Here is a 13937-nt window from a genome sequence, read left to right as displayed (position 1 = left end):
GGTCAGGAGATCCGCACGAGCGGCGTTGCAGCAACGCCGCCGAATTCCGCCAGCACCGTCTCACCGCCAACCGCGGTCTGGCCGACGGCGACACGCGGCGTCGCGGTCGAAGGCAGGAATACATCGACGCGCGAGCCAAAGCGGATCAGCCCGAAGCGCTCGCCGGTGCCGATGGCGCCGCCGGCCTCGGCCCAGCAGACGATGCGCCGCGCCACCAGGCCGGCAATCTGCACCGCGGCGACCGTTCCATTGGGGCTTTCGATGACCAGCCCGTTGCGCTCGTTCTCGGTGCTTGCCTTGTCGAGTTCGGCGTTGAGGAATTTTCCTGGCCGATGCTCGATCCTGGAAATGCGGCCACGCACCGGAGAGCGGTTAACGTGGCAGGAAAAGACGTTCATGAATACCGAGATGCGGGTCATTTCGCCGCCGCCGAGGCCAAGCTCGCGCGGCGGCACGGCCGGGCCAACCGCCGAGACGATGCCGTCGGCCGGGCTGACAACCAGCCGGTCGTCGATCGGCGTGACACGCTCGGGATCGCGGAAGAAATAGGCGCACCAGGCCGTCAGGATGAGACCGATCCAGAACAGGGTCGAGGAGAAATAGCCAAGAAAGAGCGTCGCCGCGCCGAACGCAGCGATAAAGGGATAACCCTCGCGATGGATCGGAACGAACGCATTCTTGATCGTGTCAACGAGGCTCATGGGATCAGGACAACCTTGGTTCCAAGTCCGGCCTCAATAGCGGAAACACCCCGCGGTCGCAACGCGACAATGGGGGCGGTTGAGGGTTTGGCGGTCGCGCCGCCGTCTCTCAGAACGACCAAGCGAAATCCACTCAGGCACCCGCTGCCGCCGCTTGGTCGAAATACTCGTCGAGCTCGCGCCGATCGGCCTCCGCCAGGCTCTCTTCGTGGCTGCCGCGCAGCTCGGCGCCGTTCGGGGTCGACTGGAGGAAGAATACGTGCCCGTCGGCCATAACCACCCAGTTCACAACCGTGTCGCCTTCCCTGGCCACGACCGAGTTCGCCGAGACGACAGCATCGGTCGGATCGAACCCGGCCCTGCGTAGCAAGAGGTCGACAGCGACCGGCGCATGATAGGCTGCGGCCAATTCGAGCACCGTTTCTATTGCCTGCGCTTCAACACGGGCAAGTCTCTTGCCGACGCGCGGGGCGCCGGCAGCGAATGGATTCTCGCCTGGACGCGCGACGGACGGATCCTTCGGGGCGATATATTCATAGACGGCCGCATGCGTGGGCGTGGCGACGGCTAGACGCGGCTCCTTGGCATTGGTGCGCAGCTGAAAAGCCAACAGTTTTTCGCCCTCGACGTCCAGCACCCTTGCCATGCCGAGCGCCAGCTTGACCTCGGGCCTAGGCGCCTCGGCGCATGCAAGGCCGACGCCGACATCACGCCAGCCCGTCATTTGATTGACCAGCTTGCCAACAGAACGATGGAGTAGCCTCGGCTGGCGCCGGGGATTGGTCACGGCCAGCTGATGAATGGCTTCTCGGTAGTCGGCATCCTCAACGATTGCGAGTTCAGGCCACGAGTTTATCCAGCGCGCCGATAGAGCGAGCATCGATGCGGCCTGATCGGCTTGGTAGAATAGACGGTCGAGAGTACTGAGCTTATCGTCAGTACCTCCTTCGAAGCCTGTCTGTTCCTCAGTCTCCTCGGGGTGCTCCGCGACCCAGGCAGCCATTTGGTCCAAAGTCGCCAGTTGTCCGTGCGCGCCCATCTCAGCGAGGGCGGTGCGTGCGTCGGCAATGACGGTGTCGAGTTCTTCGCCAGAATTATAGATGAACTGGCTATGGCCGCCATTGTTGACCTCAGCCAAATAGTCATCGGCATGACAGGCCTGCATTGCCTTGGGGCTGATTTCCGTGGAACGGTAAAGGCCTTGCGAGACCATGGCTTCGACGAATTCTCTGACGGCTACAATGAGACCGAAAGGATTGTCGGCCGCGTCTTCCACGACTGAGCGCGGCACGATCACCGAAGATGATGGCTTGCCTGGGAATGACTGCTTGGACCGAGTCGGTGAAATGGTCGCTGATCGCTGAAATTTCTTCTTAGCCCAGCGGGAAAATCTTTCAAACACGCCAAACGCCCTTCCTGCTTGCCACAACAGGATTCTGCGGGCCAACGTGATTCTTGCATTTGACTTTCCCGTCCGCAAGCACCGGCCGGTTATACTTCATTGAAGAAGAATGAGTGAAGGCGCACGGCGCATCGCGCGGTTCCGTGCGGCTACTCAGGTCAAATATAAACGACGCCGTCGCCATCCTCATTGTCGGAACGCAGCACTCTCGCCCGTCCTTGGCAAGACAGCGCCTCTCATCGGCCTTTCGGCCATGACGATCTGCGCAAACCCGGAGGTTCTCGGCCCATGCAGAAATCAGCAGCTAGGCAAGTGCAAGTGGTGATGAACGGCTTGGCTTTCGGCGAGTCACCGCGCTGGCACGATGGCCGGCTGTGGTTCTGCAACTGGGGTACGGGCCAGATCATCGCCGTTGACGCCCTAGGCAACAGCGAGATCGCACTCACCGTGCCGGCCACCCTGCCCTATTCCATTGACTGGCTGCCGGACGGGCGCCTGCTTGTCGTCTCCGGCCGCGAAGGGCTGATCCTCAGGCAGGAGGCAGACGGGACATTGGTCACCCATGCCGATCTGAGACAACTATCAAAGAGCCCGTGGAACGAGATCGTCGTCGATGGACGCGGCAACATTTATGTCAATGGTGGTGGGCCTGCTCCGGGTCCCGGCCAGCATTTCGGCCCCGGCGCCATCGTGCTGGTCGCGCCTGACGGCTCGGTTCAGCAGGTGGCTGAGAACCTCGCCTTCGCCAATGGCATGGCGGTGACGCCTGACAACAAGACGCTTATCGTTGCCGAATCCCACGCCAACCGGCTGACCGCCTTCGACATCGCTGCCGATGGTGGCCTTTCCAACCGCAGGGTCTGGGCCAATCTCGGCAACGGTTTTCCCGACGGCATCTGCCTCGATGCCGAAGGTGCGGCGTGGTATGCCGATGTTCCGAACCGGCATTGCGTGCGGGTGCGCCAGGGCGGCGCGATGCTCGAAAGCGTCGATGTCGACCGCGGCTGCTTTGCCTGCATGCTCGGCGGCAGCGAGGGAAAAACGCTGTTCATCGTCGCCGCCGAATGGCGCGGCTTCGAACATATGATCAGCGATGCCCGTACCGGCCAAGTGCTCAGCGTCGACGCTACTGCGCCGGGCGCCGGCTGGCCGTAGAGAGCTTACATCCCGGGAATCCGCTGATAGTTGGCAATATCGGCCTTGACGCCAAGTCGCGCAATGGTCTCCTGAGGATTGAAGCCGCTGCGCTCATGCGCAGCCTTGATGATCGGCACGACCTTGTCGACAGCGGCTTGCCCTTCCCATTCGACAATGGTCACGAGGTTGAACTCGCCCGGCCCCGAGAATTGCTCAAGCAGGAAATCTTGGACGAACCCTTGCTGCTGGCGCAGCAATTCATGCGTCATTCGGACCTTGGCAAGAATCTCCTCGCGGGCGTTGGCTGGAACGACAAACTTGTCCACCCGGAATACGCTGCCGCCGCTACCTGCCTGATTTATCCCATTCATGTCGATTGTCTCCGTTTTTGAACGACGCATCTTGCTGCGATCCAAAACGGCCTACGATCTCAACTTAAGTTGAGGTCAAGCACAAATTTTCAGCTCACCTCCGAGGTGCGGCGGCGGACGACGACGCCGAACTCGTCGCTTTCGCGGGCAATGCGTAGCCGCTCCTCGGCCTCGCTTGCCTCGCGCTGGCGGTCCCACATCGATGCATAAAGGCCGCGCTTGGCCATCAAGGCGGCATGGGTGCCGCGCTCGGCGATCCGGCCGTCCTGCAGGACGATGATTTCGTCGGCGGAAATCACTGTAGACAGCCGATGGGCGATGACGAGGGTGGTGCGGCCCTGGCTGACCAGGTCGAGTGCCGCCTGGATCTCCTGCTCGGTGTGGCTGTCCAGCGCCGAAGTCGCCTCGTCGAGCATCAGGATCGGCGGGGCCTTCAAGATGGTGCGGGCAATCGCCACCCGCTGCTTCTCGCCGCCGGAGAGTTTCAGCCCGCGCTCGCCCACCATTGAGCGATAGCCGTCGGGCAGCCGCTCGATGAACGGTCCAATCTGGGCCAGTTCTGCCGCCTTGCGCACATCCTCTTCGCTGGCGCCGATGCGGCCGTAGCGGATGTTGTAGGCGATGGTATCGTTGAACAGCACCGTGTCCTGCGGCACCATGCCGATGGCGGCGCGTAAGCTCTCCTGCGTCACGTCGCGAATGTCCTGGCCGTCGATCAGAACCTTGCCGCGCTGGATATCGTAGAAACGAAACAAAAGCCGCGAAATGGTCGACTTTCCGGCTCCGGAGGGACCGACAATGGCCACCGTCTTGCCTGCTGGCACCTCGAAGCTGATACCCTTCAGGATCTTGCGGTTGGGGTCGTAGGAAAAATGCACGTCACGGAACTCGACATTGCCGGCGCTGACGACCAGTGGCTTGGCGCCCGGCCGATCGACGATCTCGCGCTTGACGTCAAGCAGATCGAACATGTTTTCGATGTCGGTCAGGCCCTGGCGGATTTCGCGGTAGATCATGCCGATGAAATTCAGCGGCACCGAAAGCTGCATGAGCATGGCGTTGACGAAGACGAAATCGCCGACGCTCTGTGTGCCTGCCTTCACCTCAAGTGCCGACAGCACCATGACGACGGTCATGCCGATGCCGAAGATCACGCCTTGGCCGAAGTTCAGCCAACCAAGCGAGGTCCAGGTCCTGGTCGCCGCCACCTCATAGCGCGCCGTGGAACGGTCGAAGCGCTCGGCCTCCATGGCTTCGTTGTTGAAATATTTGACTGTTTCGTAGTTGAGCAGCGAATCGATCGCCTTCGTGCTGGCTTCATTGTCGCTGTCGTTCATCTCGCGGCGGATCGAAATACGCCAATCGCTCGCCCTGACGGTGAACCAGACATAGAGCCAGACCGTGACCGCGATCACCAAGACGTATAGCCAGCCATAGGTGACGGCGAAGATGCCGGCGGTGAGCGCGAATTCGACGATCGTCGGCGCAGTCGCCAGCATGGTGAACCGGACGATCGTCTCGATGCCTTTAGTGCCGCGCTCGATGACGCGCGACAGTCCGCCGGTGCGCCGTTCGAGGTGGAAGCGCAGCGACAATTCGTGCATGTGCACGAAGGTACGGAAGGCGAGCCGACGCACGGCATGCTGGCCGACCCGTGCAAACAGGGCGTCGCGCAGCTGGTTGAAGCCGAGCTGCACCAGCCGCACGGCATTGTAGGCGACGACCAGCATGACCGGCGCCAGCAGAAAGGCCGGCAGCGGCGGCGGCGATTTGCTATCGCCGGCCAGTGCGTCGGTCGCCCATTTGAAGAAATAGGGTCCGGCCACCAGGGTCAGCTTGGCGACGACCAGCAGCACGGTGGCCCACACCACCCGGGCCCTCAGGTCGGCGCGGTCGGCCGGCCACATGTAGGGCCAGAGATTGCGCAACGTTCTGAAGGTCGAGCCGGAATCGGCGGAAACGGTTTTCTCGGCCATTCTTGTTTACCTTTATGATTTTAGCGGCCGGAGCAGCAGGAATCGACCAGCGCGGCCAGCGATGCCGAAACATCGGCGAGCGCGGCGCGGTCGAGCTCATAGCGCGAGCGCTGGCGGTCAGGCTCGAAGCGGATCAGCCCGGCCTCGACCAGGATCTTCAAATGCTGGGAAACGGTGGACTGCGCCAGATCGAGATGCTCGACGACCTCGCGACAGCAGCACGAACGGCTGGCGGAAAGGTGTTTGAGAATTTCGATCCGCGCCGGATGCGAAAGGGCCGCGAGCCGGACAGCGACAGCGCGGCTATCCGGCGTGCATTTGGCCGGCGTGCAGTTGGCCGGCGCGCGTTCATCTGCCGCCTGGCGTCGGTCCATTACGGGGGGAGAGTCGATCATCGTGCATCGGCGATAAACGATGACTGGCCCTGTCGCAAGCTATCCTGATGGGCAGAACGGCTACTCGGTCTTGACTGGCGCCGTCGTCATCTGGTCGCCCATTGCCTTGAGATCGGCGGGCTCGCCTTCCTTCGATTTCTCCGGCACCTTGAACACCTGCCCCGGCCAGATTCGGTTCGGATTGCTGATCTGGTCCTGGTTGGCGAGATAGATGGTCGAGTAGCGCATGCCTTGGCCATAGACTCGCCGCGAAATCCGCCACAGCGTGTCATGGCGGCGGATAATGACTGCCCCATCGGCATGTTCGAGCTTAGGAGCGACGGTCTCGGGAGTTTCGCCCGAAGGCGTTGTCGCGGCCATTTCGGCCGGGGCCTCGGTGGCGGGAGTGGGGGTGGTTGCCGGCGTTTCGGCGGCTGTTGCCGGTGTAGCCGGCGCGGCTTTGGTCGCCGGAGCATTCGGCTCGGCTGGTTTTATCTCGGCAGGCTTAGGCTCGGCGGGTGCGACGGCGGCAACCGCCTCGCCCGGCTCGCGTTCGAACGGCACGGCGGCACGGGCCACCACCCTCACGCCGTCGGTGTCGAGCGCGTCGACATGGATGGTGTAGGTGCCGACCGGGATGTCACGTGTCGCTTCGACCAGGAAGTGGCGGTCGGGCGAGGTCTTCGCGTCGCCGAGCAGGATATCGTTGGCATAGGCGCGCACCTTGCGGCCGGGATCAGTGACGCCGGCAATGAAAATCTTGTTGCCGTCGATTTCGACGGCTTCGACGACGATCTTGGGCTCCGCCGCGGGAGCAGCGGGCGCTGCCGGTGTGGCGGGCGCCACCGGAGCCGGTGCGGCTTCAATGGCGGCCGGCGCGGCTGGCGCCGGCGCGGCGGCGGCCGGCAGTTCGGTGCCGGGGGCAAGCAGCGCGGCATCAGATTTTGCCTCAGGGGCCGGAACAGTGAGCAGTTCGGACGGCTTGCCCGGCTCCTCGACCATTGCCAGCACCTGGCCGGTGGAATTCCGGGGGATCGAAACGACGGCGGTCTGCGCCGAGGCGGTCACGACATTGCCAGCCGTTGAGCGCAGCGTGATCGTGTAGTCGCCGGGCTTCAGCGGATCGTCGAGAATAATGGCAAAGGCGCCATCGGGACCGGCGACCGTCGAGCCGAGCACAGTCGAACTGTTGAGAATCTCGACCTTGGCGTTGGGCGCCGCATTGCCGGCGACGACGATCGAGCCGTTGCTTTCGACGCGCACGATGTCGAAGGTCGGCACGATTGCACCTGCTGCGGTCGGCGCAGCGGGCGCTGCCGCATCGGTGGACGCCGCGGGCGCAGGCGGCAGCCGCCCCTCGGTCGCCGGAGCGACCGGTTTCGAAGCCGGCGGCGTCAGCGCCGCGACCTCCGCAGGCCGGGTAGAATTGAGATACGGGTCGAGCGCGCCCGATAGATAGGCGGTTCCCGCCGCGGCGACAGAGCCGCCAGCCGCGAACAAAAACGCCTTCAACGGATTAATTGCCATGTTTCCCTGCCCCTTAGCCACCTAATTCGGTCTAGCCTGTTTTACCAAATCCGACAAGAAAAAGCCCGCCCCAGGGCTTGACCATGCCAATAGTCCCTATCACCAATCATAACATGAACACGATTCGATCTGTCTGCGTCTATTGCGGCTCGTCCCCGGGCCGAGATGAAACTTATATCAAGGCCGGACATCTGCTTGGCCGCTCGATCGCCAAGTCCGGCCTGCGTCTGATTTATGGCGGTGGCACTAAAGGGATCATGGGTGCCGTCGCTGAAGGGGCATTAAAGGCCGGCGGCAAGGTAACCGGCATAATTCCACGTTTTCTGATCAACCGGGAGGCGACCGAAACCGCGCTTAACCGGCTCGACGAGCTCGTCATTACCGACAATATGCATGAGCGCAAACATAGGATGTTCGAGAAATCCGACGCCTTTGTGGCGTTACCCGGCGGCATCGGCACGGTCGAGGAGATCGTCGAGATCATGACTTGGGCGCAACTCGGCCACCACCGCAAGCCGATCGTCTTCGGTAACGTCGGGGGATTCTGGGATCCGATGCTAGCGCTGCTCGACCACATGGCAACGGAAGGCTTCATCCACACGGCGCAACGGGTAAAGCCGCTGGTGGTCGAGGATCCGGAAGCAATCGTCGCCGCCATCATGGTGGCGGGATCGTCCGTCGACGCTCCGACGGAGGGCGTACAGTCGGTGATTGATAAGATGTAGAGTGAACAGTGAATAGTGAATAGTGAATAGTGAATAGTGAATAGTGAAACACAAGACGTTCCAGACCGCGCCTGTCTATCCACTACTGACTATTCACTATTCATTCCTTTCCCTACTGCCTTCCTTAAATCCGCAGTGACCGGCCAGCCGCCTTTCTTCGTTACGCGGCTCGAGCGGCTGCGGCGACGGTCTTGCGCACCGACGAAAACATCGACCAGGAGTACATCGCCAGCGCCGCCCAGATCAGCCCGAAGGCTATGGCCTGAACGCTGCCGAAGGGTTCGCCGAAAATCAGCACCGCGATCAAAAAGACGATCGTCGGCGCGATATATTGCATGATGCCGATGGTGGAGAGGCGCAGCAGCCTGGCGCCGAACGCAAACAACAGCAGCGGCACGGCGGTGACCGGCCCGCAGCCGATCAGCAAGGCGGTGTCGTTCAACGAGCTGGAGACGAAATGATCCTGTCCTGTGGCGATCAGGAAGATGATGTAGCCGAGCGCCGGCACCGACAGCAGCAGCACTTCAAGCAGGAAGCCCTGACTCGGGCCGATTGGCAGCGTCTTGCGGAAGAAGCCATAGGCGGCAAAGGAAAAGGCCAGCACCAGCGACACCCAGGGCAGTTTGCCGGCGTCGATGGTCAGTACCGCGACGGCGATTGCCGCGAGCACCACCGCCACGACCTGCAGGCGGTCGAGCCGTTCGCCGAGCAGCAGCGCGCCGACAACGACGCTGACCAGCGGGTTGATGTAGTAGCCAAGCGCGGTCTCGATGGTGCGGTCGACCGCGATCGCCCAGACATAGATGCCCCAGTTGACCGAGATCAGCGCTGCGGTCAGCACGGCCATCGAAATGATGCGCGGCGAACGAACTGCCGCTTTGAAATCGGCAGTCCTGCCTGCCCAGACCAGGACAGCGGCGGCGATCGGCACTGACCAGACGATGCGGTGGGCGATGACTTCGGCCAGCGGCAGATGCGCGACAGCCTTCATGTAGAAGGGCAGCAGCCCCCAAAGGAGGTAGGCGCCAAGCGCCAGCAGAAAACCGCGACGAGCTTTGGTGTCGGCTTCGATTTGCATTGCTTGGGCGGTCATGGCCCAACGCTATGCGCCAGCCGCCCTGTCAAAACCATCGCAAATTTCTGATGGATCAATGGAGTCTCGCTGATGGTTCAACGCTACTCCGCCGCCGCCAATCCCGCCATGTCGCGGTTCTTCATCAGCTTGTAGACGATCGAATCCATCAGCGCCTGGAACGAAGCATCGATGATGTTTTCGGAGACGCCGACCGTCCACCAGCGCGCGCCGGTGCCGTCATGGGATTCGATCAGCACGCGGGTGATCGCCTCGGTGCCGCCATTGAGGATACGCACCTTGAAGTCGGCCAGCTCGAGATCGGCGATCTCGCTCTGGAATTTGCCGAGATCCTTGCGCAGCGCAATGTCGAGCGCGTTGACCGGGCCATGGCCTTCGGCGACCGACATCTTCTCCTCGCCCTCGACCAGCACTTTCACAATCGCCTCCGAGACCGTCTTCAGCTGGCCGTTGGCGTCGAAGCGGCGCTCGACCATGCAGCGGAACGAGGTGACGCGGAAGAATTCCGGCAGGCCATGCAGCATCTTGCGCGCCAGAAGCTCAAAGCTGGCGTCGGCGCCTTCGTAAGCGTAACCCTCCGCCTCACGTTCCTTGACCACGGCGATCAGAGCGTCGAGGCGATGGTCATCCCGGGGCACGTCGATGCCGCGCCGCTTCAGCTCGGCGAGGAAATTGGCCTTCCCACCTTGGTCCGAAACCATGACGCGGCGGCGGTTGCCGACAGTCTCTGGCGGCACATGCTCGTAGGTCGCCGGCTCCTTGGCCAGCGCCGAGGCATGGATGCCGGCCTTGGTGGCGAAAGCGGAGGCACCGACATAGGGCGCCTGCGCTTCGGGCGCGCGGTTCAGCAACTCGTCGAAGGCGCGGGACAGACGCGATATACCGGTCAACTTCTCTGCCGAAATGCCTGTAGCAAAGCGGCCCGAAAAGGCCGGCTTCAGCGCCAATGTCGGCACGATCGAGATCAGGTTGGCGTTGCCGCAGCGCTCGCCGATGCCATTCAGCGTGCCCTGGATCTGGCGCACGCCGGCCTCCACGGCGGCAAGCGAATTCGCCACCGCCTGGCCGGTGTCGTCATGGGCGTGGATGCCGAGATGGTCGCCTGGTATGCCGGCGGCGATCACCCTTTCGACGATGGCGCGCACCTCAGAGGGCTGGGTGCCGCCATTGGTGTCGCACAGAACCACCCAGCGCGCGCCGGCTTCATAAGCCGTTCTGGCGCAGGCCAGCGCATAATCGGGGTTGGCCTTAAAGCCATCGAAGAAATGCTCGCAGTCGACCATCGCCTCCTTGCCGGCAGTGAGCGCCGCCTCGACCGAGGTCTTGATCGCCTCGAGGTTCTCCTCATTGGTGCAGCCGAGCGCGACGCGGACGTGGTAGTCCCAGCTCTTGGCGACGAAGCAGATGGCATCAGATTTGGATTGGATCAGCGTCGCGAGGCCGGGGTCGTTCGAAGCCGACACGCCTGCCCGCTTGGTCATGCCGAAGGCAACGAATTTGGCATCGGCCGTGCGGCGCTCGGCAAAGAAGGCGGTGTCGGTTGGATTGGCGCCGGGGTAGCCGCCCTCGACGTAGTCGATGCCGAACGCGTCCAGCAGCTTGGCGATGGCGATCTTGTCCTCGACGGAAAAGTCGATACCCGGCGTCTGCTGACCATCGCGCAGCGTGGTGTCGAACAGATAAAGGCGCTCGCGAGCCATGGTCATTTCCCGGCAAACATGTCCGTTGCGCGGATCAGCCTGTCGAGGATGCCCGGCTCCGAATAGGCGTGGCCGGCGCCTTCGATCAGATGGAAGTCCGCTTTCGGCCACGCCTTGTGCAGCGCCCAGGCATAGCGCGCCGGGCACGGCATGTCGTAGCGGCCGTGAACGATGGTACCCGGGATATCCTTAAGCTTCCATGCATCGCGCAGCAGCTGTCCCTCTTCCAGCCAGCCGGCATGGACGAAATAGTGGTTCTCGATGCGGGCGAAAGCCAGGGCATAATCATCCTGGCCGAAGGGACCGCTGGTTTCCGGTTCCGGCAGCAGCGTGATCGTCTCGCCCTCCCACAGGCTCCAGGCGCGGGCGACCTCGACCCGCGCCACAGGATCGCTGCCGACCAGCCGTTTGCGGTAGGCGGCCATCATGTCGCCGCGCTCAGCCTCCGGAATGGGCGCCAAAAACCGCTCCCACTTGTCGGGGAACATCTCCGAGACGCCGAACTGGTAGTACCATTCGAGTTCGGCGCGGGTCAGCGTGTAAATGCCGCGCACGACCAGTTCGCTGACCCGCTCGGGATGTGTCTCGGCATAGGCCAGCGCCAGCGTCGAACCCCACGAGCCGCCAAACACCAGCCATTTGTCGAAGCCGCACATTCTTCGCAGGCGCTCGATGTCGGCGACCAGGTGCCAGGTGGTGTTGGCTTCGAGCGAGGCATTGGGCGTCGATTTTCCGCAGCCGCGCTGGTCGAACAGAACGAGGTCGTAGAGCTTCGGGTCGAACAGCCGCCGGTGCTTTGGCGAAATGGTGCCGCCCGGCCCGCCATGCAGGAATACAGCCGGCTTGGCCCCCTTGGTGCCGGAGCGCTCCCAATAGACCTGATGGCCATCGCCAACGTCGAGCATGCCGGACTCGAAAGCCTCGATCTCGGGATAGAGGGTACGGAATTCGCTGCTCATAATTTCAGGCCCTGCTGCGGCCAGTTGGCCGTCTCGTGATCGGGATGCTGGAAGGAGATGATGGATTCCTGTCGCGCGTAGAAATCCGGGTCGTCATGGATCGGCGCGTCGAAGATCGTCTCGACCCAAGGCAGCCTAGCGGCGTAGTTGACCTGGATCTGCGGCGCCAGATCGGAACGGTCGTCGAAGGCGCCGATGGCGATCTCCAGCGCGCCGGGCTGGCGGTAGGTCAGCGGTGTGCCGCAGCGGGCGCAGAAGCCGCGATCGATGTTGACCGACGACTGAAAGTAACTCGGCTCCTCGCGCACCCATTCGACGCCGTCGCTCGGCACTGTCACCAGCGCGCCGAAAAACGACCCGAACTGTTTCTGGCACATGCGGCAATGACAAATGGACGGGCGGCCGAGCGCCCCGTGGATGCGGAAGCGCACGGCGCCGCACTGGCAGCCGCCGGTACGAACGGTTTCGGTCATGATTTTTCCTCCGGCGGCCATTGTTCGGTGTCGTGGTCGGGATGTTGGTAGGAGACGAGGTCGGCGAGATAGGAGGCAGACGAGACGTCGGCCATCGTTTCCTCACCGGGCAATTCGTGAACATGATCCACATAGGGAAGCTTGGCTTCGACACCCCATTGGATCGTCGGCGCAATCTCCTCGGGGTGGTCGAATGCGGCGATGGCGAGCGCCACGCCATCGGGCGCTTCGAAGGTCAGTGGCGTGCCGCATTCGGCGCAGAAACCGCGCAAAGCCGCGTTGGACGAGCGGAAGCGTTTGGGCTCACCGCGCGTCCAGTCCAGCCTGGCGCCGCGCACCGAGACCAGCGGCAGGTAGAAATTGCCGCTCGCCTTCTGGCACATGCGGCAATGGCAGACGGAAGCATCGCCGAGCGTGCCTTCGACACGGAAGCGCACCGCGCCGCACTGGCAGCCGCCTGTATACACCGGTCTGTTGTCGAGGCTCATCGCGCACTACTCCGGAGCATGGCAGACCGCCTCGACATTGTTGCCGTCGGGATCGAGGACGAAGGCGCCATAATAGTTCGGATGGTAGTGCGGGCGCAGGCCAGGCCCGCCATTGTCTTTGCCGCCGGCGGCGATTGCCGCGGCGTGAAAGGCATCGACCTCGGCGCGGCTGCGCGCGGTGAAAGCGACATGCTGATGATGCTTCGACTTGTCCTTGCCCGCGTGCAGCCAAAACACCGGCCGGTCGCGGCCGTAGCCGCCGACCTTAGCGCCGCCGGTATATTCCTGCGGCACCATGTAAAGCAGCGAGGCGCCGAGCGGCGCCATCGCCCTGTCGTAAAAAGCCTTCGACGCATCGAAATCCGAAACAGTGATGCCGAGATGATCGATCATGGAACTACCTCCGTTGCTGGCTCGCCTGCCAACACGTCGGCGCCAGTCAGGCCGGCCACGATCACGATGTGCTGGCAGACATTGTCAATATCGCGAACGACGTCGTCGTTCCAAAAGCGCAGGATGGTCCAGCCGCTGGCATTCAAGTACGCGCTTCGTGCCTCGTCACGCTGGACGCTTTCGGGATCCGCGTGCTGGCTGCCGTCAACCTCAATGATCAAGCTGTGTGTCGAGCAAGCAAAGTCGATGATGTAAGGTCCGATCGGCACCTGCCGGCGAAAGCTCATCCCCATCAGCCGATGGGCGCGCAATTCGTTCCAAAGCTTCAACTCGGCATCGGTCATGCAACGGCGCATAGATTTTGCATTCTTTCGCTGACGCGATGGAACGAGGTCGTGACCCATCAAGCACCCTCGCCTTCGCGATTGGCGAAATCATCGACGACAGCCAATCTCCCCCCTTGCGGGGGAGATGTCCGGCAGGACAGAGGGGGGTACTGTCCCTCCGGCCTGTCAACCGATGGCAGCCACGCCCTCAAGCAGGTTCCGGGGTGCGAATGGGTTACGTCGAAAGTCGGCGATCCTTCCCACCCCCCTCTGTCCTGCCGGACATCTCCCC

15 protein-coding genes are annotated in these 13937 nt (G+C 62.8%); 2 read left to right on the top strand and 13 right to left on the bottom strand.

Annotation, left to right across the window (positions count from 1 at the left end):
• Positions 1–2: 2 nt before the first annotated feature.
• Together NKJ35_RS12560 and NKJ35_RS12555 are read right to left on the bottom strand one after the other, a co-directional pair.
• Positions 3–701, bottom strand: coding sequence for a phosphatidylserine decarboxylase (locus NKJ35_RS12560; protein ID WP_352647365.1), 699 nt, complete (start codon positions 699–701; stop codon positions 3–5).
• 133 nt (positions 702–834) lie between these two features.
• On the bottom strand, positions 835–2148 hold the full coding sequence (locus NKJ35_RS12555; protein ID WP_352647363.1) for a DMP19 family protein: 1314 nt from the start codon (positions 2146–2148) through the stop codon (positions 835–837).
• A gap of 243 nt (positions 2149–2391) precedes the next feature.
• Here NKJ35_RS12555 and NKJ35_RS12550 point away from each other — a divergent pair, with 243 nt between their 5' ends.
• Positions 2392–3258, top strand: coding sequence for an SMP-30/gluconolactonase/LRE family protein (locus NKJ35_RS12550; RefSeq protein ID WP_352647361.1), 867 nt, complete (start codon positions 2392–2394; stop codon positions 3256–3258).
• Positions 3259–3263: 5 nt separating this feature from the next.
• Here the strand turns inward: NKJ35_RS12550 and NKJ35_RS12545 are convergent, their stop codons facing one another.
• The 4 genes from NKJ35_RS12545 to NKJ35_RS12530 all read right to left on the bottom strand — a co-directional run bounded on the left by NKJ35_RS12545 (position 3264) and on the right by NKJ35_RS12530 (position 7488).
• Positions 3264–3611 carry an antibiotic biosynthesis monooxygenase gene (locus NKJ35_RS12545; protein ID WP_352647426.1) on the bottom strand — a complete coding sequence of 116 codons (348 nt, stop codon included), beginning with the start codon at positions 3609–3611 and terminating at the stop codon, positions 3264–3266.
• Positions 3612–3700: 89 nt separating this feature from the next.
• The gene (locus tag NKJ35_RS12540; RefSeq protein ID WP_352647359.1) at positions 3701–5587 is read right to left on the bottom strand and encodes an ABCB family ABC transporter ATP-binding protein/permease; all 1887 of its coding nucleotides are present in this window, start codon (positions 5585–5587) and stop codon (positions 3701–3703) included.
• 20 nt (positions 5588–5607) lie between these two features.
• Positions 5608–5961: an ArsR/SmtB family transcription factor gene (locus tag NKJ35_RS12535; RefSeq protein WP_352479323.1), complete on the bottom strand. Its 354-nt coding sequence runs from the start codon at positions 5959–5961 to the stop codon at positions 5608–5610.
• A gap of 81 nt (positions 5962–6042) precedes the next feature.
• Positions 6043–7488 (bottom strand): LysM peptidoglycan-binding domain-containing protein, encoded by a 1446-nt coding sequence (locus tag NKJ35_RS12530; RefSeq protein ID WP_352647355.1) that lies wholly within the window; start codon positions 7486–7488, stop codon positions 6043–6045.
• A gap of 113 nt (positions 7489–7601) precedes the next feature.
• Between NKJ35_RS12530 and NKJ35_RS12525 the strand changes: the two genes are divergently transcribed.
• Positions 7602–8213 (top strand): LOG family protein, encoded by a 612-nt coding sequence (locus NKJ35_RS12525; protein ID WP_254820219.1) that lies wholly within the window; start codon positions 7602–7604, stop codon positions 8211–8213.
• Between the two features lie 160 nt (positions 8214–8373).
• Here the strand turns inward: NKJ35_RS12525 and rarD are convergent, their stop codons facing one another.
• The 7 genes from rarD to NKJ35_RS12490 all read right to left on the bottom strand — a co-directional run bounded on the left by rarD (position 8374) and on the right by NKJ35_RS12490 (position 13723).
• Positions 8374–9306, bottom strand: coding sequence for an EamA family transporter RarD (gene rarD, locus NKJ35_RS12520; RefSeq protein ID WP_352647353.1), 933 nt, complete (start codon positions 9304–9306; stop codon positions 8374–8376).
• A gap of 83 nt (positions 9307–9389) precedes the next feature.
• Positions 9390–11012 (bottom strand): citramalate synthase, encoded by a 1623-nt coding sequence (gene cimA / locus NKJ35_RS12515; protein WP_352647351.1) that lies wholly within the window; start codon positions 11010–11012, stop codon positions 9390–9392.
• Complete coding sequence (gene pip / locus NKJ35_RS12510; protein ID WP_352647349.1) at positions 11009–11965, bottom strand: prolyl aminopeptidase; 957 nt, start codon at positions 11963–11965, stop codon at positions 11009–11011. The genes cimA and pip overlap by 4 nt, the downstream gene beginning before the upstream one ends.
• The gene (locus NKJ35_RS12505) at positions 11962–12438 is read right to left on the bottom strand and encodes a GFA family protein (protein ID WP_352448982.1); all 477 of its coding nucleotides are present in this window, start codon (positions 12436–12438) and stop codon (positions 11962–11964) included. Before NKJ35_RS12505 ends, pip begins: the two co-directional genes overlap by 4 nt.
• Positions 12435–12926, bottom strand: coding sequence for a GFA family protein (locus NKJ35_RS12500; protein WP_352479207.1), 492 nt, complete (start codon positions 12924–12926; stop codon positions 12435–12437). The genes NKJ35_RS12505 and NKJ35_RS12500 overlap by 4 nt, the downstream gene beginning before the upstream one ends.
• Positions 12927–12932: 6 nt before the next feature.
• On the bottom strand, positions 12933–13319 hold the full coding sequence (locus tag NKJ35_RS12495) for a VOC family protein (RefSeq protein ID WP_254820212.1): 387 nt from the start codon (positions 13317–13319) through the stop codon (positions 12933–12935).
• Complete coding sequence (locus tag NKJ35_RS12490) at positions 13316–13723, bottom strand: endonuclease domain-containing protein (protein WP_352479205.1); 408 nt, start codon at positions 13721–13723, stop codon at positions 13316–13318. The genes NKJ35_RS12495 and NKJ35_RS12490 overlap by 4 nt, the downstream gene beginning before the upstream one ends.
• Positions 13724–13937 lie beyond the last annotated feature (214 nt).

Source organism: Mesorhizobium sp. M0136, assembly GCF_040322515.1.
Taxonomy (GTDB): Bacteria; Pseudomonadota; Alphaproteobacteria; order Rhizobiales; family Rhizobiaceae; genus Mesorhizobium.
Note: the sequence above shows the minus strand (reverse complement) of the source record. Positions and strands in the feature narration are given on the sequence as shown.